Annotated in this window: 19 protein-coding genes; 11 read left to right on the top strand and 8 right to left on the bottom strand. The window is 63.5% G+C overall.

Annotated elements, in window-relative coordinates:
* The first annotated feature begins 3 nt into the window (after positions 1-3).
* The 5 genes from VNH11_35465 (at position 4) to VNH11_35445 (ending at position 4837) form a co-directional block, all read left to right on the top strand.
* On the top strand, positions 4-918 hold the full coding sequence (locus VNH11_35465) for an NADH-quinone oxidoreductase subunit H (protein HVA51694.1): 915 nt from the start codon (positions 4-6) through the stop codon (positions 916-918).
* A gap of 3 nt (positions 919-921) precedes the next feature.
* The gene (locus VNH11_35460; GenBank protein HVA51693.1) at positions 922-1554 is read left to right on the top strand and encodes a hypothetical protein; all 633 of its coding nucleotides are present in this window, start codon (positions 922-924) and stop codon (positions 1552-1554) included.
* Between the two features lie 2 nt (positions 1555-1556).
* Positions 1557-2993: a proton-conducting transporter membrane subunit gene (locus VNH11_35455; protein HVA51692.1), complete on the top strand. Its 1437-nt coding sequence runs from the start codon at positions 1557-1559 to the stop codon at positions 2991-2993.
* 159 nt (positions 2994-3152) lie between these two features.
* Positions 3153-3563 (top strand): hypothetical protein, encoded by a 411-nt coding sequence (locus VNH11_35450; GenBank protein ID HVA51691.1) that lies wholly within the window; start codon positions 3153-3155, stop codon positions 3561-3563.
* A 2-nt stretch (positions 3564-3565) separates the two neighbouring features.
* A complete protein-coding gene (locus tag VNH11_35445; GenBank protein HVA51690.1) occupies positions 3566-4837 on the top strand; it encodes a hypothetical protein in 1272 nt (423 codons plus the stop codon).
* A gap of 31 nt (positions 4838-4868) precedes the next feature.
* Here VNH11_35445 and proB read toward each other — a convergent pair whose 3' ends face one another.
* The 6 genes from proB to VNH11_35415 all read right to left on the bottom strand — a co-directional run bounded on the left by proB (position 4869) and on the right by VNH11_35415 (position 10449).
* Positions 4869-6008 carry a glutamate 5-kinase gene (gene proB / locus VNH11_35440; GenBank protein ID HVA51689.1) on the bottom strand — a complete coding sequence of 380 codons (1140 nt, stop codon included), beginning with the start codon at positions 6006-6008 and terminating at the stop codon, positions 4869-4871.
* 8 nt (positions 6009-6016) lie between these two features.
* Entirely contained in the window at positions 6017-7954 is a 1938-nt protein-coding gene (locus tag VNH11_35435; GenBank protein ID HVA51688.1) for a preprotein translocase subunit SecA, read from the bottom strand.
* Between the two features lie 212 nt (positions 7955-8166).
* Positions 8167-8922, bottom strand: coding sequence for a hypothetical protein (locus VNH11_35430; protein ID HVA51687.1), 756 nt, complete (start codon positions 8920-8922; stop codon positions 8167-8169).
* Positions 8919-9218 carry a hypothetical protein gene (locus VNH11_35425; GenBank protein ID HVA51686.1) on the bottom strand — a complete coding sequence of 100 codons (300 nt, stop codon included), beginning with the start codon at positions 9216-9218 and terminating at the stop codon, positions 8919-8921. Before VNH11_35425 ends, VNH11_35430 begins: the two co-directional genes overlap by 4 nt.
* 491 nt (positions 9219-9709) lie before the next feature.
* A complete protein-coding gene (locus VNH11_35420) occupies positions 9710-9994 on the bottom strand; it encodes a DUF1501 domain-containing protein (GenBank protein HVA51685.1) in 285 nt (94 codons plus the stop codon).
* Between the two features lie 8 nt (positions 9995-10002).
* Complete coding sequence (locus VNH11_35415; protein ID HVA51684.1) at positions 10003-10449, bottom strand: helix-turn-helix transcriptional regulator; 447 nt, start codon at positions 10447-10449, stop codon at positions 10003-10005.
* 228 nt (positions 10450-10677) lie between these two features.
* Between VNH11_35415 and VNH11_35410 the strand changes: the two genes are divergently transcribed.
* From VNH11_35410 to VNH11_35395, 4 genes are all read left to right on the top strand, one after another.
* On the top strand, positions 10678-11010 hold the full coding sequence (locus VNH11_35410) for a hypothetical protein (protein HVA51683.1): 333 nt from the start codon (positions 10678-10680) through the stop codon (positions 11008-11010).
* Between the two features lie 808 nt (positions 11011-11818).
* Positions 11819-13456, top strand: coding sequence for a CTP synthase (locus tag VNH11_35405; protein ID HVA51682.1), 1638 nt, complete (start codon positions 11819-11821; stop codon positions 13454-13456).
* 100 nt (positions 13457-13556) lie between these two features.
* The gene (locus VNH11_35400; GenBank protein HVA51681.1) at positions 13557-14162 is read left to right on the top strand and encodes a hypothetical protein; all 606 of its coding nucleotides are present in this window, start codon (positions 13557-13559) and stop codon (positions 14160-14162) included.
* 17 nt (positions 14163-14179) lie between these two features.
* Positions 14180-14590, top strand: a complete 411-nt coding sequence (locus VNH11_35395) for a DUF1844 domain-containing protein (protein HVA51680.1) — start codon at positions 14180-14182, stop codon at positions 14588-14590.
* A 172-nt stretch (positions 14591-14762) separates the two neighbouring features.
* Here the strand turns inward: VNH11_35395 and VNH11_35390 are convergent, their stop codons facing one another.
* On the bottom strand, positions 14763-15248 hold the full coding sequence (locus VNH11_35390) for a division/cell wall cluster transcriptional repressor MraZ (protein HVA51679.1): 486 nt from the start codon (positions 15246-15248) through the stop codon (positions 14763-14765).
* A 583-nt stretch (positions 15249-15831) separates the two neighbouring features.
* On the opposite strand from VNH11_35390, the gene VNH11_35385 reads away from it, so the two are divergent.
* A complete protein-coding gene (locus VNH11_35385; protein HVA51678.1) occupies positions 15832-17097 on the top strand; it encodes a beta-ketoacyl-[acyl-carrier-protein] synthase family protein in 1266 nt (421 codons plus the stop codon).
* Between the two features lie 15 nt (positions 17098-17112).
* On the top strand, positions 17113-17457 hold the full coding sequence (locus VNH11_35380) for a hypothetical protein (GenBank protein HVA51677.1): 345 nt from the start codon (positions 17113-17115) through the stop codon (positions 17455-17457).
* A gap of 125 nt (positions 17458-17582) precedes the next feature.
* Here VNH11_35380 and VNH11_35375 read toward each other — a convergent pair.
* On the bottom strand, positions 17583-19653 hold a 2071-nt coding region (locus tag VNH11_35375), incomplete at its 5' end, for an MBG domain-containing protein (protein HVA51676.1).

Raw genomic sequence — 19653 nt, 5'->3', positions numbered from 1 at the left:
CAAGTGCGTCCGATCGAGGTCTTCGTTCACGTCGTCATGGTCTTGGCGTTGCCGCCGCTGTTGCGCGGGGTGATCATCAGGACCAAGGCGTGGTTTGCAGGCCGCGTGGGACCGCCGCTGCTGCAACCGTACTACGATCTGATCAAGCTGGTGCAAAAAGGCTCGGTCTTCAGCACCACGACCACGCTGGTCTTTCGCATCGGCCCCGTGGTGAGCCTGGCGGCGGCGCTGGTGGCGGCGCTGTTGATACCCTTTGGACCGGAAAACTCGCCCGTGTCATTCCGGGGCGACGCCATCCTATTTGTCTATCTGTTTGCGCTCTCCCGGTTTTTCCTCTCGCTCGCCGCGCTCGACACCGGCTCGTCGTTCGAGGGCATGGGCACCACGCGCGAGCTCACCTTCGCCTGCCTGGCCGAGCCGGCGCTCTTCTTCGGACTGTTGGTGACGGCCCGCCTGTCGCATTCGCTGCGGCTGTCGAACATGCTCGGCGACGCCATTCTCGTCGAGTGGCAGCACGGCGGGGCCTCGCTGGTGCTGGTGCTGGTGAGCTGGTTCATCGTACTCTTGGCCGAAAACTCGCGCATCCCGTTTGACGATCCCAACACGCACCTGGAGCTGACCATGATCCATGAGGTCATGGTGCTCGACCACAGCGGCCCCGCGCTGGGCATGATCCTCTACGGCGCGTCGATCAAGCTGTTCCTGTTCTGTGCCATGATCGTGCAGATCTTGCTGCCGTTTCACACGGGCATTCCCCCGTTCGACTGGCTGTTGTTCATCGCCGAGGTGTTGTTGACGGCCGGCCTGATCGGCGTGATCGAATCGACGATGGCCCGTTTGCGCATGACCGAGATCCCTCGGTTGCTGGTTACCGCCTGCGTGCTGTCGGGTTTGGGCATCGTGCTTGTACCGAGTTGATCTATGTTATCGTTGACCAGTCTGCTGGAAATCGTGCTGCTGTTGAACTTCTTCATTCTCGGCGCCGGCCGCGTGCGCACCGTGCTCTATCTGGTGGCGGTGCAGGGGGTGGTGCTGGGGATGGCGCCGCTCTGGGTCGAGCACACGCTGCAGACGGCCTTGTTGGCCAGCATCACCGTGGTCGTCAAAGGAATCGTCATTCCCAGACTGCTGTTTTACGCCATGCGCGACGTGACCATCGGACCTGAAATCCGTCCGCTGGGCGGGTTCATCACGTCGCTCTTGCTCGGCGCCGCGGGCACGGGACTGGCCATCTGGATCTCGCACACGCTCCCCTTGCGCGAGAGCGGTCCGACCCAGCTTGTGGTGCCCGCCTCGCTGGCCACGCTCTTCACGGGTTTTTTGATGCTCGTGACGCGCGTCCGCACCATCGGCCAGACGCTGGCCTATCTGGTGCTGGAAAACGGCGTGTTCGTGTTCGGCCTGCTCTTGGTCGAAGCCGTGCCGGCGATGGTCGAGGCCGGCGTGCTGCTCGACCTGTTTGTGGCGGTGTTTGTGATGGGCATCATCATCCAGCACATCAACCGGGCGCTCGATCCGGTGGGCGTGCAGCACCTATCGGCATTGAAGGAGTGAGCGTGCTCGGTGACCTGATCATCATTCCCGCCGCCGCGGCCGCGCTGGCGGCCTTGACGCCTTCCGACCGCTGGCGGCCCTGGGTGTTGCCGCTCGGCTCCGGGTTGCACCTGACGCTGGTCGTCAACGCCGTGCGGGCGACGGTCGAGTCGCAGCCCGGCGATTGGCTGGCGCTCGATGCGGCCGGGAAGATCGTCTTGCTGGCCGTCAGCCTGCTGCACTTCCTCTCGATGCTCTATGCACCGGGCTATTTGGCGTTGCGGCCCGAGCGGCCGAACCGCGTGCTTTGCACGTGCATGCTGTTGGCGCTGTCGATGATGACGCTGGTCGTCCTTTCTCACCACCTGGGGCTGATGTGGGTGGCGGTCGAAGCGACCACGCTGGTCACCGCCCCCAGCCTCTACTTCAATCACAACGTCCGCTCGCTCGAAGCGACCTGGAAGTATCTGCTGATTTGCTCGGTGGGGATTGCCCTGGCCCTGTTGGGAACGCTGTTTCTGGCCTACTCGGCGTTCCACGCCGGCTTGCACCCCTCGCTGGCGTTCGACGACCTGCTGCGGCACGCGCCCGACCTCTCGCGTCCCTGGCTGCACGCCGCCTTCGTTCTGCTCTTGGTCGGCTACGGCACCAAAATGGGCCTCTCGCCGATGCACACCTGGAAGCCCGACGCCTACGGCGAAGCGCCGGGCATGATCGGGGCCTTGATGGCCGGCGGCGTGACGAGCTGCGTCTTTTTCGCCGTCTTGCGCGTCTATCAGATCGTGGTGGCGGGCGGCGAGAAGGCGTTCGCCTCGCAAACCATGATCTTCATGGGCCTCTTGTCGATGGTCACCGCCGCCGTGTTCATGGTGCGGCAGCGCGACTTCAAACGCTTGCTGGCCTACTCCAGCGTGGAGCACATGGGCATCCTGGTGTTCGGGCTCGGCATCGGTGGCAGCGCCGCCTTATATGGCACGCTGCTGCACGTGTTCAACAACGCCATGACCAAGGGCGTCTTGTTCCTTTCGGCCGGCAACATCCATCGGGCCTACGGCAGCAAGCTGACCGACGACGTGCGGGGGGCGATGCGGGCCCTGCCGCTTTCCGGGCCGCTGTTCTTTTTTGGCTTCCTGGCGAGCTGCGGCTCGCCGCCCTTCAGCCCCTTCGCCAGCGAGTTCACCATCGTCAGCGCGGCCTTTTCGAGCGGCCACTACGCCGGAGCGGCGATCTTCCTGGCGGCGTTGCTGGTGGTCTTTGTGGGCATGGGGGCGACGGTGCTTAGCGTGGTGTTGGGCGAACCCTCGCGCCCCCGCACGGAGGCCTCGTTTCCCGACGGTTTTTCTACCGGCGCGCCGATCGTGGGGCTGATGCTGTTCGTCCTCTGGTTCGGCATCAGCCTGCCGCCGTTCTTGACGGGTCTCTTGCAACAGGCCGTCACGTCGCTGGCGCCATTAAGCTGAGCGTTGGTCTTCGATCCGGCCGAGTAGCCGCAGGATGCCGTCCAAGATCGGCCAATCGGCTCGCAAGCGGTGCGCGCGGCTCGCTATAATGATGCAATGAGTTCACCTACCGGCAACCCAACCCGAGCACCGGCCCAGCCGCCTAAAGTCTACCGAGCCATGAAACGCCATCCCGCGGATAACCTGTCTGCCGTGGGTTCGGCAAGCTCCTCCGAATTGGGCGTGCGCCCGGGTGTCGACATCACGGTCGACGCGGCGAGCAATGTGGTTCTGGACTCGACCGGGATGTCTGTTGTTCGTGGTTGGCGGAATCTCGAATTCACGAGAATCCCAAAACGGCTCCGCCCGATTGTGCCGGGGGCAGGCGGAGCAAATAACACGTCTTGCTTTACGATGGGAACTGGGCCATTCCAGGACAGGCCGATCGCGAGCGGCCTCGAGTTGATCCTCGATGCAGGCCAACCGCCAATTACTCACGGCGTCATCGCCCCGGTTCAGGTCGTCCCTTTGGCCCAGTATCAGACAGACCTCGCGAACACCCGCGCCGCTTGGCAAATTGACGAGACCTGACCATGCTTCCGCAACCCGTGTTCGGCAGCCCGAGCTTCAATTTAGTGGCGAAGGGACTTCTTGACCTTCACCGGCTGATTAAAGAGGGAAAGGACGACTCGATGGAGGCCGAAGCCATCCGCGATGCTCTGGACGCTCCATTAAAGGCCCTGAACCCGACGGAAAAGGCACGTGCGCAATGGCTCTCCGAGGACCTCTACTCTGTGAGCGAGCCACCTGCCGCGATCAACCCCAAGGAGATGAATCCCCAGGCTCAGCAGCAGCTTAATGAGGCGTTCGAGGCGCGGCAAAGCGGAGAATGGGACCGAGCTCTTGCCCTGCTTCGACGGTGGAGAGAGTATATCGCGCCGGCTTTGCTCGGCTATCTGAGAGGATCGATCTGGCTGGAGGCTGGCAATCCTGAAGTGGCGGCGGTCTTCTACCGGCATGCGTCGCAGAGCGATCCTGCAAATGCTCATTACCGAGCGGTCTATCTGCACGCGCTGGCGGAGTCCGACCCAAGCGCCACCGGGAAGCTGGCGAAGGATGTATTATTGGACGCGGAAAACCAAGCTCCCGTGGTGGTGGCCCGAGCGGCGGCCGTCCGCTTCAACGAGACCAGAACGGCCTCGGACGCTGATTCAGCCCAACTCTACCGCGATTTGATTCCGGTCCTCGACAGGAACGTGGCGAAGCTTGAAGCGGATGAAAACGAGGCGGGCCGTAGATCGGCTTACGCGATGACGGTCGGCCTGTTGGGCTTCTGCCACGAATTGTTGGGAAACGCGGGAGTCGCCGTGGATTATTACTCGCGTGGCTTGCAGGCGGACCCGAACAACGACGGGCTACTCGTAGGACGCGGGATTCTGCAGTACGGCTGTAGCAGGCGTGCGGTTACGGACTTCGAGCAAGCAGTCAGGCTCGGCACACCGGTAGTCTGGCCTTACCTTTTTCTAGCTCACCACTACCTTAGCACCGAGCGATTCGACGAGTGCCGCGCGATGTGCGAAACGGGGCTCAAGATGCAGGCGTCGGACACGGTAAAGAGTCAACTCGAAGAGTGGCGAGCGATCGCTCAGGCCGAACTCGGTTTTTCGCCCGATTTGGTCGGTGCTGCATTTGAGGCGGCCATCCGCTTCGATCCGACAAATGATCTGGCCAAGCGAAATCAGGCCGCCTTTGAGGCCTGTCTTAGGGCGACCCGCGCGCCACATGGCTTGGAGTGGCAGCAAAAGTCGGAACTGGCTTTACGGCAGCTCGGGTTGGCTGAGCGGCGTTACTCCTTGGCGGCGTGACGGCCCGGCCCACTCCTAAAGCGAAGGCGGACTACCCGGTCAGCGCCATGTTGTCGCGGTGGATCACTTCTTGATAGGGACAATGCCCCAGGGCCGCGGCGATGGCGTCGGTCTTCAGGCCCTTGATGCGCAACACGTCGGCCGCCGCGTAGTTGGTCAATCCGCGGGCAAACGCGCTTCCGCTTTGGTCCCGCAGGGCCACTACGTCACCTTTGTTGAAGTCGCCCACGCAATCGACGATGCCGATGGCCAACAGGCTGCGGCCCTGCTTTTCGATCGCCCGCCGGGCACCGTCGTCGAGCACAAGCTGGCCGCGCGGTTGGGCGGTAAAGCCGATCCAGCGTTTCCAGGAAGTAATCGTCTGGCCCTGCGCGGCGACCAGCGTGCCGACCATCTCGCCCGACAGAATGCGGGCCAAGGCGCCCGGCTCGCGGCCGTTGGCGATGATCACGTTTTCGCCGGCCAGGGCCGCGGTCTTGGCGGCCGCCAACTTGCTGGCCATGCCCCCTTTGCTCAGCCCCGTGCGGCGGTCGCGCACCAAGCCAAACACCGACTCGTCGAGCCTGGTCACGGTGGAAATCAGTTTCGACTCCGCAACCTGCGGGTCGCCGTCGTAAAGCCCGTCGACGTCCGACAACAGCACCAGCAGCGGCGCCCGCAGCAAGTTGGTGACCATCGCGGCCAGCCGGTCGTTGTCGCCGAAGGTGGTTTGCAGCTCCTCCACGCTCACGGTGTCGTTCTCGTTGATGATCGGCACGGCGCCGTACTCCAGCAACGTAAGCAGCGTATTGCGGACGTTCAGATAGCGCGTGCGGTCGTCGAGATCGTCGGCGATCAACAGCACCTGCGCGGCGTGGCGGCCGAAGGCCCGCAGAGAGCGGTCGTAGGTCTGGACGAGCTGGCACTGGCCGACCGCGGCCACGGCTTGCAGGTGGGCCAGGTCGCGGGGCCGCTGGGTGAGTCCCAAGGCGCCCATGCCGGCCCCCACCGCGCCGGAGCTGACCAGCACCACCTTGCGTCCCAGGTTGAGGGCCTGGTGAATCTCGTCGGCCAACGCGGCGATTCGTTCTTCATTGAGCCGGCCGTCGGCGCGGGTGAGGATGCGCGTGCCGACTTTGAGCACGATCAGATGGGCCGCGGCGGCCACCGCCTGGCGAAGTGGATCGGGCATGGCGGTTCCTACCCTGCCGTGTCCAGATACGTGTCCTGTCCCATCTGCTTTTGCAGTTTCTGCCGCTCTTTTTCGTAGTACATCAGCACGCGGCGGTCGCGGAAATGGCGGCGCTCGATAATCCGTTGCGCCTTGCGGAACAGCCGGCCCAGGTGGTCGAACGGACCGGGTGAGCTCTGGCCCAGCTCCTCCAGCTTCTCGGCCTTGTCGGGGCCGAGGCCGGCCAGCAAGATGTCGTCTTCCAGCGACAGGTACTGACGGTACGTGCCCGGATCGCCTTGGCGTCCGCAGCGGCCGATCAACTGCCGGTCGATGCGGGCCGAGTCGTGCATTTCGGTCAGCATGACGTGCAAGCCGCCCAGACCGGCGACGTCTTCGCCCAGCTTGATGTCGGTGCCGCGTCCGGCCATGTTGGTCGAGACGGTGACTTTGCCGCGCAGGCCGGCGCGGGCCACGATGTCGGCCTCCTCCGCGATCTGGTTGGCGTTCAGCACCCGGTGCTCGATGCCGGCCTTCTTGAGCAATTCCGAGAGCAGCACCGATTTGTCGATCGAGCGCGTGCCGATCAGGATCGGCCGGCCCTGGGCATGCAGCTCCCGCACTTCTTCCACGATGGCCAGCCATTTTTGCTCGGCCGTGCCGAAGACCCGGTCGGGATAGCGCGTGCGAATGGCCGGGCGGTTGGTGGGGATCGCCACCACGTTGACTTCGTAGATCTTGCGCAGCTCGCCGGCCGAGCTGACGGCCGTGCCGGTCATGCCCGTGAGCTGCTCGTAACGCAGAAAAAAGTCTTGCACCGTGACCCGCGCGGCCTGGCCGGCCGCCACCGTCACCTCCACGCCTTCCTTGGCTTCGATGGCCTGGTGAATGCCGTCGCGCCATTTGCGGCCTTCGGAGAGACGCCCGGTGTACTCATCGACGATCACGATCTCGCCGTCGCGGACCACATATTGGCGGTCGAGAACGAAGGCCCGGTTGACCTTGATCGCCCGCTCGATGTACTCGTAGATCGTGAACATGCCCACCGCGTCCATGACCGGCGGCTTGGGCAACGAGCGGACCAACTGCCGGCCTTCGGGCGTGAGCTCCACCGATTGTTTCTCGTGGTCGTAGGTATAATCTTCTTCATCCTCAAACTCGTCGGCGACCTTGGCGCTCCAACGATAGCACTCGACGGCGATGCGTTCTTCGTCGGTCGGCAAGGCGCTGATGATCAACGGCGTGCGGGCTTCGTCGATCAAGATGCTGTCGGCTTCGTCGACCACCACGAAGTTGGCGGCCCGCTGCACCGGCTCTTCCGCCGAACTTCCCTGATGTCCCAGCATGCCGCCCAAGAAATCCGTCAGGCCTTCGCTGATCCGCCGCAACAGCAGGCGGTCTCGCAAGAAATCGAAACCGAACTCTTTCGCCGTCCCATAGGTCACGTCGCAGGCATAGGCCTTGCGCCGGGCGGGCTGCGGCATCTGCGTCTCGATGACGCCCACGGTCATGCCCAGCAGGTCGTAGATCGGCCCCATCCACTCCGCGTCGCGGCGGGCCAGGTAGTCGTTCACCGTGGCAAGCTGCACGCCCCGGCCCGCCAAGGCGTGCAGATAGACCGGCAGCGTGGCGGTAAGCGTCTTGCCTTCGCCCGTCTGCATCTCCACGATCGAATGGTGGTGCATGGCGATGCCGCCCAGGATCTGCACGTCGAAGTGACGCATGTTGATGGTGCGTCGGCCGGCCTCTCGGACGATCGCGTATGCTTCGGGCAGGAGCCGGTCGAGTGGCTCCTGGCTCTTGGCGCGGTACCGCAGCGACAGGCTCTGCTTGCGCAGGTCGTGATCGCTGAGCCGTTGCAGGGCGGCTTCGGCGGCGGTGATTTGGGGCAACAGCCCCTGCCAACCGGCCAGCCGCCGCTGTGCCAGGGTGCCGGCCAAGGGGTTGAGTTGAAGGGCAAAGCTCACGTCGAGATTTCCGGCGTAGAAGGGGTTTGACTTGACTCACCCATTTTAGGCTGGAAGCGTCGAAAAGGGCACTGGGTCGCGCCCCGGAAAATCGCGGCTGCGTTTTGGTGGCCCGCACAGCCGACACGACCGGCACGCTTGCAGCTCCGAAGGGCCCGAAGGGCCCGAAGGGCCGTGATTCGACAGCCCAGCGCAACCCCTGGTGCGGCTTATCAGTGCGCTTGCGGGGCGGGTGACTGTTCGGCGGCACCCTGGTCGAGGCGATGAACCTCTTCCTTCAGCCAGCACGTCGACGCTTTCGTCAGGGGCGGCAACTGACGATCACCGACGGCGCGGCCGCCGATGCGGACAGTTTCGATCTCGCCTTCCAGGGTAGGTGAAACGTAGAGCAGAGCCTCATAGATTGCACGGCGTTTGTCGGCGCACGAACCGCCATTGCGGCTGGGCTCGGTCGAACCGCCGGCCATCTCCACTCCCTGGATGAGGAGCTCGGTCGTTCGGCGGAAGGCAGTCGCTTCCTGATCCTCGAGGCAAGGTTCACCCAACAGGATGCGCAAGCCGCTGGGCGCGATTCCCAAGAGCGGCGGGTCGCAAACGCGACCATTGGCGGCGCGAGACGGCGCGTCAAAATCGTTGTTCTCTGCTGTCGATTCCCACAGCAGGTCGAAAGCGAGACGCAGTCGCGCAAGTGTGCCGGCCACCACGCTCAGAGGCGCTTCGCCAAACGTGATTCCATTGCCCTCCAGCGCTATCACAAGGTAGGGCCGCACGGCGTAGGCCGATTCGAGCCCCAGATAGGCATCCACTTCCGATCGCAGCCGAACGATCATCTGCAAATAACCCTCGGACATCAAATTGAATTTCGCGCGGTTCTTCGGCAGCATGCTCTTTTCGAGCGACAAAAAAGCGGCCTCAGCGCGACCCAACTGCTGGCGAACGACCTCAAGCTCTTCGTCGTTCCTGATCATGGCAACACCTTCACGATTCCCTTTTCGCACCCAACAGGCAGATTCAACGGCTCATACCATTTACTACGCACTTGCCCGAAGAACTCGATCCAGCCCTTCTTCTCGATCGAGCCAGCCTCCACGACGAAGACATCAAAGTGATACCTCTGGCGTACTTTCCCATGCGCTAGCAAATTATACTCGCTGGGAGCTACCGGTGCCTCATTCGACCACGTCGACGGCATCACCACGAGCAGGTCGATGTCGCTTGGCCCCAGCTCTCCGTCAACGCGCGGCATCACAAAGCTTCCATCCACGATGACCTCTGCCTCCGGCTCCGCCGCCCATAGTTCTCGCAGATAGTCCTTCAGTCTCTGAAACAGTCTCCGCCGCTACGGTGATCCGAGCGGAGCAAATAACCGCTCGATGACCTCCAGCGAAAGGGAATGTACGCCTGGCGGCAGCACACCATGCTCGTTCAGCGTTGGAAGTTCATCGGCCATTCAAACGTTTCCAACAAGCCAACATCGCCTCACGTTGACGGCACGGGCAGCGCATGGGCAACACGGTGCAGCCACCGCGTGGTCTTCGGATGACTTTCGGCGGACCGACATAAAGCGGATTTCCAAACGGCGGTCAAGCGCCGCCGCAATGTTCACATATTTACGAACAGCGGTCAAGCAAGAAAAGAAAAGGGCCGTGATGGCGCGCGGCGGGGTCTTCGAGGTCGCCAAGCGATCGCTCTGCCGACCGCGCGGCCCGATCGATAAATGCTTGAAGCGGTGGTTCTACACCGGCTCGATTTCCGTCAAATGACTTCCAGCGACGTGACCCGCGCGCCAAGAATCGGCGTGGGATCGATATCGAGCCATTGTCGCAGCAGGGACGCGTAAAGATCGCGATAGTCGACCTGGTAGGCCACGTCGCCCGCGTCGAGCTTCGTCAGATCGGGTGGGCCGCCCAGAAAGCCGCCCTTGACGGGCTGGCCGGCCAGCAGCACCGGCGCCGCCGCTCCGTGATCGGTCCCTCGCTGGCCGTTCTCGCGCAGGCGGCGGCCGAACTCGGAAAATATGAGGGGGGCGAAGCAAGACACCCAGACTTTCACTTTTTTCGCGCGGCGGCGACTCGCCTGGCTTTGCTGTGCTGCGGGCGCGTGTCGGGGACCGCTGCGGTGGAGAGGATGAGCCGCCGCCCGACGGCGGCCGCGTAACGCCAGAGTGTGTCGAGCGTCGGGTTTTTGTTGTGGCCGTTTTCCAGGCGCGAGAGGGCCGGTTGGTCGATACCACAGCGCCGCGACACCTCAGCCAGCGTGAGTCCCGCCGCTTCCCGGGCCCGCTTGATCTCATCGACAAACGGCCGCAAGTCGCGATATTCGCCCTGCAAATCGAAATTTGCCCCCTCGCCGCTGGCGATCAACTCTTCGGGCGACGGATGCCAGTCGCGGAACATCTCTCGGATAGCCCGGTGCCGCGCACGGTCTTCGACAGTCCACTCGACCCGCGCCCGAGCCTTGGCGTCCTTGTTCTTATGATTCCGATCGTTCTTCATCGTTTCTCTCTCTTCTTTCGCGGACCGGGCGGCGGGACTTCGTAAGCCGTGATGTCCCTCAACGCAGATGTGCCAGTAGTTCCCCTCCGGGTCGTCTTCGAGATCCCAGATAAAAACGACCCGGCCCATAAACCTCTCGTGGCGTGTTTGTATTATAATACAATCCAGCTTGCCGGCGGTCAAGGCCAGCGCACTCGTGCATTTGCCGCGTGAGCTGGGGTTTGCCCTATGATTGCCGCAACCGTTTCACGACGGCGCGTGTTGGCAGCCCTGTCCGGCGCGGAAGACTGGCGCGTCATCGCAAAACGCACCCTTCGGCGGATGCCGGCGATCGGCGCAGGGCGGTGGATCAGCTTGCGGGCCATCAGGTCGATTGGCGCGCGTTTACTTGCGTTCCTTCCGTTTGCCAGGGGCGCGGCGTTTGGCGCCGCCCGTTTGGCTTTCGCCGGCATCCAACGCCCATTGCAGCTTGGCGACGGTGGCCGCGCTGGCGAACTGCTTGGCGTGTTCGAGCCGGCTGAGCGTTTCGACGCGTGCCTAAGAATTGAGCAGGGAGGCTGAGCGATGGCCGAGCGGCCACGGCTTGCGCACGGCTGCTGCAAATTTGCGTCAGCCGAGCGAACACGGGGTTTTTGCCCATCGATTAACCTGACAGAGGGGGTTTTGGGCGGCTGCCGAAATGATGTGCATAGTGGTCGCCTTCTTTGAGCAATTCTTTTGTCCTGCGGCGAAGCCGCCCGCCGGCATTCGTCGATCTGGAGTGACAAACCCAAAAAAAGGCCGGTCGCAAGCCAGCGGCGCGGTAGAACCGCGGGAACGATGGACGGCGAACGCCCGCCACGGATCCGTGCCAAGCCAGCCGCGCGGTAGAACGAGAGGAATGATTGAGCCGGACGCCGAGGCAGATCGCAGCGCGCACGAGGCAACGTTGACTGGCGAGTTGCGCGTCTTCGAAAAAAGCGGGGGTTTTGCGCGGCGGCAGTTGCGCGTCTTCGCTGGCGCGCGGCGTTTTCGGCGTTCCGCGGCACCGGCGCTGGCTCGGCCGGCAGAGCGGCCACGGCTTGCCGCCGAGCTGCGCACCTTCGAAGAAACGCGGCTTTTTTGGGGGTTGCCAGTTGCGCGTCTTCGCTGACGCACGGCGTTTTGCCTTTCCGCGGCAGCGGCGGTGGCATAGGTGGGAGACCGCCCACGCCCTGACCGCCGAGTTGCACGTCTTCGTGCGCGCGTTTGCGCATCTTCGCCGGGCCGGCCGGGTGCGGGTTGTTTTCCGGCGAGCCGAGGCGTTTGTCAAACGCCAGCCGCAACGCTACCATCGAATTCGTACAACAAAGCGGCCGGACGCCGCTCGTTTCGGCATACGGAGACCTTCATGACCAAATTTATTTTCGTGACCGGCGGCGTCGTCAGCTCGCTCGGCAAAGGGCTGACCAGCGCCTCGATCGGCATGCTGCTGGAGCAGCGCGGCCTGCGGGTGCGAATGCAGAAGTTCGACCCCTACATCAACGTCGATCCAGGCACGATGAGCCCCTACCAGCACGGCGAAGTCTACGTGCTCGACGACGGCAGCGAGACCGACCTCGACCTGGGCCACTACGAACGGTTCACCCATAGCCCGCTCACCCGCGACTCGAATTACACCACCGGGCAAATCTACCTTTCCGTGATCAACAAAGAGCGGCGGGGCGAGTTTCTGGGCAAGACCGTGCAGGTCATTCCGCACGTCACCAATGAGATCAAGTCGTGCATCCACAAGCTGGCGGGCGAGGCCGTCGATGTGGTCATCACCGAGATCGGCGGCACGGTGGGCGATATCGAGAGCCAGCCGTTTATGGAGGCCATCCGCCAGTTCTCGCTCGACGTGGGCAAGGAACACTGCCTCTATATTCACCTCACGCTGGTGCCTTATTTGAAAGCGGCCGGCGAACTGAAGACCAAGCCCACGCAGCATTCCGTTCGGGAGCTGCGACAGATCGGCATTCAGCCCGATGTCCTGGTTTGCCGCACCGAACGCTCGCTCAGCCGCGAAGACCGCGAAAAGATCGGCCTGTTTTGCAACGTGCCGCGCGAGGCGGTCATCGAAGAGAAGGACAAGGATTTCTCGATTTACGAGGTGCCGTTGAGCCTGGTCGACAACGGACTCGATGAGCTGATCGTGAAGCGGCTCGGTCTGTCGGCCGGGCCGATCGACCTGGACGATTGGCGCGACCTGTTGCACAAGCTGCGAAACCCGGAGCACGAAATCAGCATCGCCGTGGTCGGTAAATACGCCGAGCACCGCGACGCCTACAAGTCGATCTACGAAGCGCTCGACCACGCCGGCGTGGCCAACCTGGCCCAGGTCCGCGTGCAGCGGATTCAGAGCGAGGACGTGGAGCGCGAGGGGCCCGAGCGGCTGCTGTCGGGCTACGACGGCATGCTCGTGCCCGGCGGTTTTGGCGAGCGCGGCATCGAAGGCAAGGTCGAGGCGATCCGTTTTGCCCGCGAGCGGGAGATGCCGTTTTTGGGCATCTGCCTGGGCATGCAATGCGCGGTGATCGAGTTTGCTCGGAACGAAGTGGGCCTGTCGGGAGCGCATTCGACGGAGTTCAACAAAGACACGCCCCACCCGGTGATCTGTCTGCTCGACGAGCAGCGGACGATCATCGACAAGGGGGGCACGATGCGGCTGGGCGCCCAGGAGGCGTTGCTCGATCCGACCAGCCGGGCGGCGGCCGCTTACGGCACCACCATGATTCACGAACGGCACCGCCATCGCTATGAGTTCAATAATGTCTACCGGCAGCAGTTCGCGGCCAACGGGATGCTGTTTGCGGCCACGAATCACGACGGTTCGCTGGTGGAGATCATCGAGTTGCCGGGCCATCCCTGGTTTGTGGCCGTGCAGTTTCACCCGGAATTCAAGAGCAAGCCGACGGCCGCGCATCCGCTGTTCGCGTGCTTTGTGGCGGCGGCTTTGGAGCGACATGCCGCTCGCAGTGAACGGACGAGGGAACTGGAAATGCCGTGACGGCTTGACCGTCAGCCTGTGACGGCATGGAGGACGCATGGCCCGATCTGGCCTCCCGCACAAGTGGATCCCCAACACCTCGCTCACGGAGTATGATCGTATGGTGCATCACAACGGCTATGTGGCTGGCTGGTTAGATAGCTCGATCGGAGATTTCCTGGGCGCTCTTCCTCGCTCATCGGAAAGCGCGGCGTACGCGCTGATCACGTGCCTCGACAGTAATACGAACCCTGCATCGCTCTTGGAGGGCAACGCTGAACTGCGTGCCGAATTGAACGGGGCCGCGACGCTCAAGAAAGGCCTGATCCTTCCATCCAGGCTGCTGCACAAGGCAAGCCTTCGTTCGCGCCTGTTTTTCGGCTTCGATGAGATATGGTTCTTTCCAACGGCCGAAATCGAACCGAAGCCGCAGTCAGCGTCCATTGTGGGGCCAAACCGCATCAACCAGGAAACCCGTGACGAACTGGGCCACTGGATGGATGCGAACGGCTGTTCCTTGGCTTTGGGGGACGGAGCCGGATTGAATCTCATCGTCAAGGCCTACGGGCTTGTGAAGCAGGTGGTGGCTCATTCGTTGGCACAGCCGGAGCCAACTTTCCAGATGAGTCCCTTGTGGGTTCAGGACGAAGAGAAGAATCCATCCCCGACAAAGGCAGCAAAGCGCCGAGCTGCCGAGAAGGCGCAGACGAAATCAGTTGGTCCGTGAACGACCCGGAGATTACCGTGAGCTCGCAACCCTCTGGAGATCCACAACCCAAGTCCAAGCTGATCGTCGATGAAGACTGGAAGAGCCAGGCCCAAGCCGAAAAAGAGGCGCTGGATCGGCAACTTCATCAAGCGCCGCCCCAGGTCCAGGCCGAAACTGCGGCTCTGTTTCCGCCGGCGACGCTGGCCGTATTGCTGACCACGATGGCCACGCAAGCCTTGGTTTCGCTGGGACAGATTCCGCATCCCGTTTCCGGCAAGCCCGAAGTGCATCTCGAAGAGGCCAAGCACTTCATCGACACGCTGGAGATGTTGGAGCAGAAGACGACCGGCAACCGCACGGACGAAGAGACGCGGCTGTTCGACAACCTGCTGCACGAGCTGCGGATGGCCTACGTGGAAGTCAAAGCCCACCTTCCGGAGAAATGAAGCGACTAAAAGAACACGCCCGGCAGAAAGGAAGAAAAATGGCCTCCATGCCAATAGCTCCAATCCTTGGATGTTTGCTTTTCCAGCCCGGGTGACATCGGACGGGACGAAGACAAGACTCCCTTTCATACCGGGCGTGAGCGCTGGACGTTTTCTCCGCGAACTTGTTTCACTAACTTGAGAGGCGATCGAACAGACGCCGGAAACGGGGCATGCGGCCTTCGAGATAGGTCATCCAGGCTTTGGGGTTCCAGATCTCCACGCACACCGCCGCCCCCACAATCATGACGTCGCTGCCCGGCTCCGCGTGCAAAAACTCGCGAAAGCCTTCGGGCACAATCAGCCGGCCGCGGGCGGCAAGCTGCACCGTGCGATGACGCGACGAGAGCAAACGACCTAAAAGCTGCACTTGCCCCAGCTTGCCTTCCAGCTTTCCGGCGCGCATCTTCGCCTGCACAAGGTCCACGCCGGCCGTCAACTTGCTTTGCCACTGTCGAGCACTCCAAAGGCTCAAGCAACCCGGCCGTTCCTTGGCCAAAATCAACTCTTCCTGCTCACCGCCCATCGCGGCGAGTAACTCGGTGGGAATCGCCAGCCGGTAACGTTCGTCGAACGTCCGCTGAAATTCCCCCAGAATGAACTCGTTTACGTCGGGCATAGGAGACCGCAAAACCGCTTTCGCCAGGCATCTCCGTTGCCCACATTTTCTGTAATGGGCTGATTTCCCCAATACTCGCCAGCCCAGGCCAGCTTATGGGCTTGATTCCCACAAAGGCAGAGTTTAGCAGCTTTGGACGCGAATGCAACAGGCTGGGCAAAAAAATTTTTAACGCCTCGCGGGCCGCTACGGGCGGGACCGCGATTGGGCGAGAATTCGCGTGAAACTGCGGCACCTGTGGGGAATGCGTCCAGGAACGGGTTTTGCGCCTCGCGCGCGGCCAAGACTCTGTAGGGAACGGACTCCGTGCCGTTCCGCCGAATGCCGAGGGACGATCATTCGATCCGCGCGGAACGGCACGGAGTCCGTTCCCTACAGACATTTCGCCAACCATCATGCAAACGCGTTTCTGCGCCCGGCGGGCATACGCCGGGCGGAACTCGGCTAGGCGAACGGGTCGCTTTTAGGTACTTTCCCGCCGAGCGAGGGAACCTGTCGCCTGCCAGCTTAGGCGTTGCCGCCTGATTCCTGCTGCCGAAGCCCGACCAAATCCACAGAGATTAAACGCGAGGAAGTGATGGTTTTGACGGCACGCGCTCGCTCCTGCCGTCCCGAGCCGATCGTCATCACTGGCATCGGCATGATCGCCTCCCTCGGAGACGACCGAGAGACGGTGTGGCGAGGCGTGCGCCAGGGGCAGAGCGGCATTCGCTCCTTGGCCGGCTTGCCCGACGTGCCCCAAAGCATCTCGATCGGCGCCCCCGTCACGATCGAGCGTGAGTTTGCCGGGCAACTCAAGTGGATCACGCTCAATCTCCGGGCGGCGGAGGAAGCACTGGGCGACGCGGAGGTCGACTTGCGGCGCGTCGATCTGGACCGCTTCGGCTGCGCCATCAGCGGGCACATGGGCGACGCCGGCTGGTTCGACGAGCGGCGCGGCGCGCCGCCGTTGTCCGAGCGGCGCGCCGTTCCCTGGTGGCACCAATGGTTTCCGAACACCGCCTGCGCGACGGTCGCCAACCGGCACGGACTGCTGGGTCCCCGGCTGTGCCATTCCACGGCCTGCGCCAGCGGACTGGTCGAGGTGCTTTCGGCCGCCCGAAGCATTCAGGACGGACAGTGCGACATCGCCTTGGCGGGCAGCGCGGAGGCGTTCGATCCACTATTCGCCGCCGGATTTCGCGCCATGCGCGTGCTGGCCCATCACGACGACCCGCAGCAGGCGTCTCGGCCTTTCGACAGCCGCCGCAGCGGTTTTGTGATGGGAGAGGGCGCCGCCATTTTCGTGCTGGAACGTCTCAGCCACGCCCTGCGCCGAGACGCCCGGATCTACGCCGAGATCGCCGGCGGCAAGATGCAGGCCGAGGCGCACCACATTACCGGCATGGACGCCGAGAGCGAAACGCTGGCTTATCTGATCGGTGCCACATTGCAGCGGGCCGGCATTGGCCCCGCTGACCTGGGGTACATCAACGCGCATGGCACCGGCACGCAGCAAAACGACATTGTCGAGACGCGGGGCATCCGCCGGGCACTGGGGCGCGCCGCCGACCGCATCTGCCTCAGTTCGACCAAATCGATGCTTGGCCACCTGGTGAACGCGGCCGGCAGCGTCGAACTGGCGATTACGACGCTGGCCATGCGCGACGGCTTTGCCCCGCCCACGGCGAACTTGACCGACCCCGACCCGGAGTGCGATCTCGATTGCATTCCGCTGGTCGGCCGCAAGACGCAGTTCGAGCACGCCTTGAAACTTTCCGTGGCGTTCGGCGGGCACATGGCGGCCGTCGTGCTGCGCCGCTGGCCCGAGGCGGCCTCGGGCAGCCTGGCCGAGCAACGGGCTGCGTAGAACTACCCAAAAGAGTTGGCTCTGTTGTTCGCCACCGCGCTGAAGCGTCTGGACCGGCAACGTGCGGCGGCGCTCGAGCGCGGCGAGTCGGCTCCCAGCGCCGCTCGAGAAGATGAGGGCGCGGCGGTGCTTGAAATCAGCGACAACTCGCCGCCGCCGTCGGCAATCGGCGGTCCACTGGCGACGACGCTGGCCTTGTTCGACGAGCTGCTGGCGGCCCTTTGGCGGGCGATCGAGTCGGGCCAGTGGCTCGATTACGGTCCCTATGTGCTGGGCGAGCTCGAGCGCATCCGCGGCGACGTCGATGCCTGCCGTCTGCTCGTCTGCGACAGTCGCTCCTCGACCGCCGCGCTCGCCTAAGCTCGCCGCCTCTCGGCCACCTGCCCGCCCCAGCCGGGCAGGTGGCTGCTCGATTGCCGCCGCGACTTGGAGCTGCCATCGCCCCGAAGGGCAATGCCATAAAGCCGACGACGTCCGTCGGATGCCTACAAGCTCGAAAACAGCGCGTCCTTGGCCGACACCACCGCCTGCGATTGGGCGGGCTTCTGGTAGTAGTCCGCCAAGGGCGAGGCACTGCCGTCGGCCGGCGTCGCCGGATTGCTGGCGTACTCCGGCAGGTCCGTGATCTCCTGCTCGATCGTGCGGTCGCTGGAGCCGCCTTCCATTTGGTTCACGTACTGCGCCTTCTCGGCGTCGGTCGGCGCGCGGAACAGGTACTCCCGGAACCAGCCGGTCGCGTCGTCGCCGAACGCCTCCGGGCTGTCGAAGAAGCCCATCGCGATCTCGTGGCGTATGGTGCCGGGATCGACGCCCGCCGCCGCCTGCTGCTGATAGTCATTCAGCCAGAACTGCTGGCCCTGCGGATCCGGAGCACGGTCCAGAATTCGTTGATAAAGCCCGCTCAGCCACGATTGGGGTGTGCCGCCGGCCGAGTTGTAGAACTCCGGGCTGTCGGCGAAACCGGCCTCGATCTGCTCCGACCCGCCCGTGGCCTGCCACATGCCTACCCAATACGGAAGTCCGACGGCGTCGGGCGAGCGCAGCAGGTACTGCTGGTAATAATCGGTGATGGTTCTGTCGAGCAGTTCGGTGCTCTCGAAGAATCCGACGGCCATTTGCCCCGTATCGCCGTCGCTGTTGAAATAGTTGGTCCAATACTGCAGGCCGGCCGGGTCGGGCACGCGGTTCAGCACCGACTCGTAAAACTTCCAGACCACGCTGGCGTGCTGCGATAACACGGTGACGGTGCGCGTGGCCATGTCGCCCGACGTATCGGTCACGGTGAACGGCGCATTGTCGTAGCCAGGGAAATTCGTCGTCGGCGTGTAGGTGAATGAGCCGTCGGCGTGGAACACGAAGGTGCCGCCCTGGGCACCCACCACGGTGCCGGCCGTCACGGTAAGCTGGCTCGGCCCCGTGTCGTTCGCCAGCAGGCCGCCAGCGGCGGAGATGGTGACGCTGCCGGAGCCGACCGTATAAACGGCGTCTTTGGCAACGAACGACGTCGAGGAGGTCACCGTGAGCGTACCGTCCTCGAAGATAAACTTATAGTCGGCCGCGTTGAGCGTTCCCAGGGCCGCGATGATCGGGTAGCTTCCCACGCCGCTGGTCGTCGTGGCCGTGGTGCTCAAGCTCGCGGTGCCGCTGACGACGCTGCTCTTGTCGCCATTGACGAAACCGCTGATGGTATCGGTGAAGGTCGGGTTGGGCGCGCCCTGGGCCTTGCTCGCATCGTTGGCCTCGACCGTCAACCTGGCAGGCGTGACCCTCAGCGCGCCGGCGACGTAGCTGATCGTATAGTCGGTATCGACGGCGCCGCCGGCCGTGATTGCGTAGGGGCTGCCGGAGACATGGCTGCTGACCGTCGCCGTCGTCGAGAGCGTCGGTGTCGTCGCCAGATTGGCCGCGGTGTCACCGTTCACGAAACCCGAATAGCTGACGGTGAGCGTTGGCAGCGCCGCTCCGTAGACCTTGCTCGTATCGTCGGCAGTGATCGTCAGCGGCGCCGGGTCGACGTTGACCTCGACCTGGGCCGTGTCGGTCGCATAATCCGTCGTATCGGTGGGCGTGAAGGCGACATTGAGCACCTGGTTTTGCCCAGCGTCCAGCACGCTGCCGGAGGACACGGGCGTGCCGTCCGCCAACGTATAGGTGAAAGTCCCGGCGAGCGTCGAGCCGCCGATGGTGGCAGTGGCGTCGAGTTGCGTGCCGCTCAGGGCCGTACCGTAGGTGATGGCGGCCGGCGTCGGCCAGTTCAGGGTCGGTGTGACCTGATTGACGGCGAGCATCACGCTGCCGGTCGCGGTGGTGTAATCGCTGGTGTCGGTCGGCGTGAACGTGACGCTCAGCGGTTGCTGCCCCGCGCCGAGTGCCGTGCCGGTGGCCGGTGAGTAGCTAAAACTCCCGGCGACGTTGGCAGTGGCATCGAGTTGCGTACCGGTCAGGGCCGTACCGTAGGTGATGGCGGCCGGCGTCGGCCAGTTCAGGGTCGGTGTGGCCTGATTGACGGCGAGCATCACGCTGCCGGTCGCGGTGGTGTAATCGCTGGTGTCGGTC

The sequence above is a fragment of the Pirellulales bacterium genome, assembly GCA_035533075.1.
Lineage (GTDB): Bacteria > Planctomycetota > Planctomycetia > Pirellulales > JAICIG01 > DASSFG01.
This window is presented reverse-complemented; position numbering and strand designations above follow the sequence as displayed.

What these genes read in the sequence shown, in the direction of transcription:
- VNH11_35445 (HVA51690.1), top strand. Translation starts at nt 3,566, where the DNA reads ATGCTTCCGCAACCCGTGTTCGGCAGCCCGAGCTTCAATTTAGTGGCG.
- VNH11_35460 (HVA51693.1), top strand. Translation starts at nt 922, where the DNA reads ATGTTATCGTTGACCAGTCTGCTGGAAATCGTGCTGCTGTTGAACTTC.
- VNH11_35405 (HVA51682.1), top strand. Translation starts at nt 11,819, where the DNA reads ATGACCAAATTTATTTTCGTGACCGGCGGCGTCGTCAGCTCGCTCGGC.
- proB (HVA51689.1), bottom strand. Translation starts at nt 6,008, where the DNA reads ATGCCCGATCCACTTCGCCAGGCGGTGGCCGCCGCGGCCCATCTGATC.
- VNH11_35450 (HVA51691.1), top strand. Translation starts at nt 3,153, where the DNA reads ATGAAACGCCATCCCGCGGATAACCTGTCTGCCGTGGGTTCGGCAAGC.
- VNH11_35390 (HVA51679.1), bottom strand. Translation starts at nt 15,248, where the DNA reads ATGCCCGACGTAAACGAGTTCATTCTGGGGGAATTTCAGCGGACGTTC.
- VNH11_35415 (HVA51684.1), bottom strand. Translation starts at nt 10,449, where the DNA reads ATGAAGAACGATCGGAATCATAAGAACAAGGACGCCAAGGCTCGGGCG.
- VNH11_35430 (HVA51687.1), bottom strand. Translation starts at nt 8,922, where the DNA reads ATGATCAGGAACGACGAAGAGCTTGAGGTCGTTCGCCAGCAGTTGGGT.
- VNH11_35410 (HVA51683.1), top strand. Translation starts at nt 10,678, where the DNA reads ATGATTGCCGCAACCGTTTCACGACGGCGCGTGTTGGCAGCCCTGTCC.
- VNH11_35400 (HVA51681.1), top strand. Translation starts at nt 13,557, where the DNA reads ATGGTGCATCACAACGGCTATGTGGCTGGCTGGTTAGATAGCTCGATC.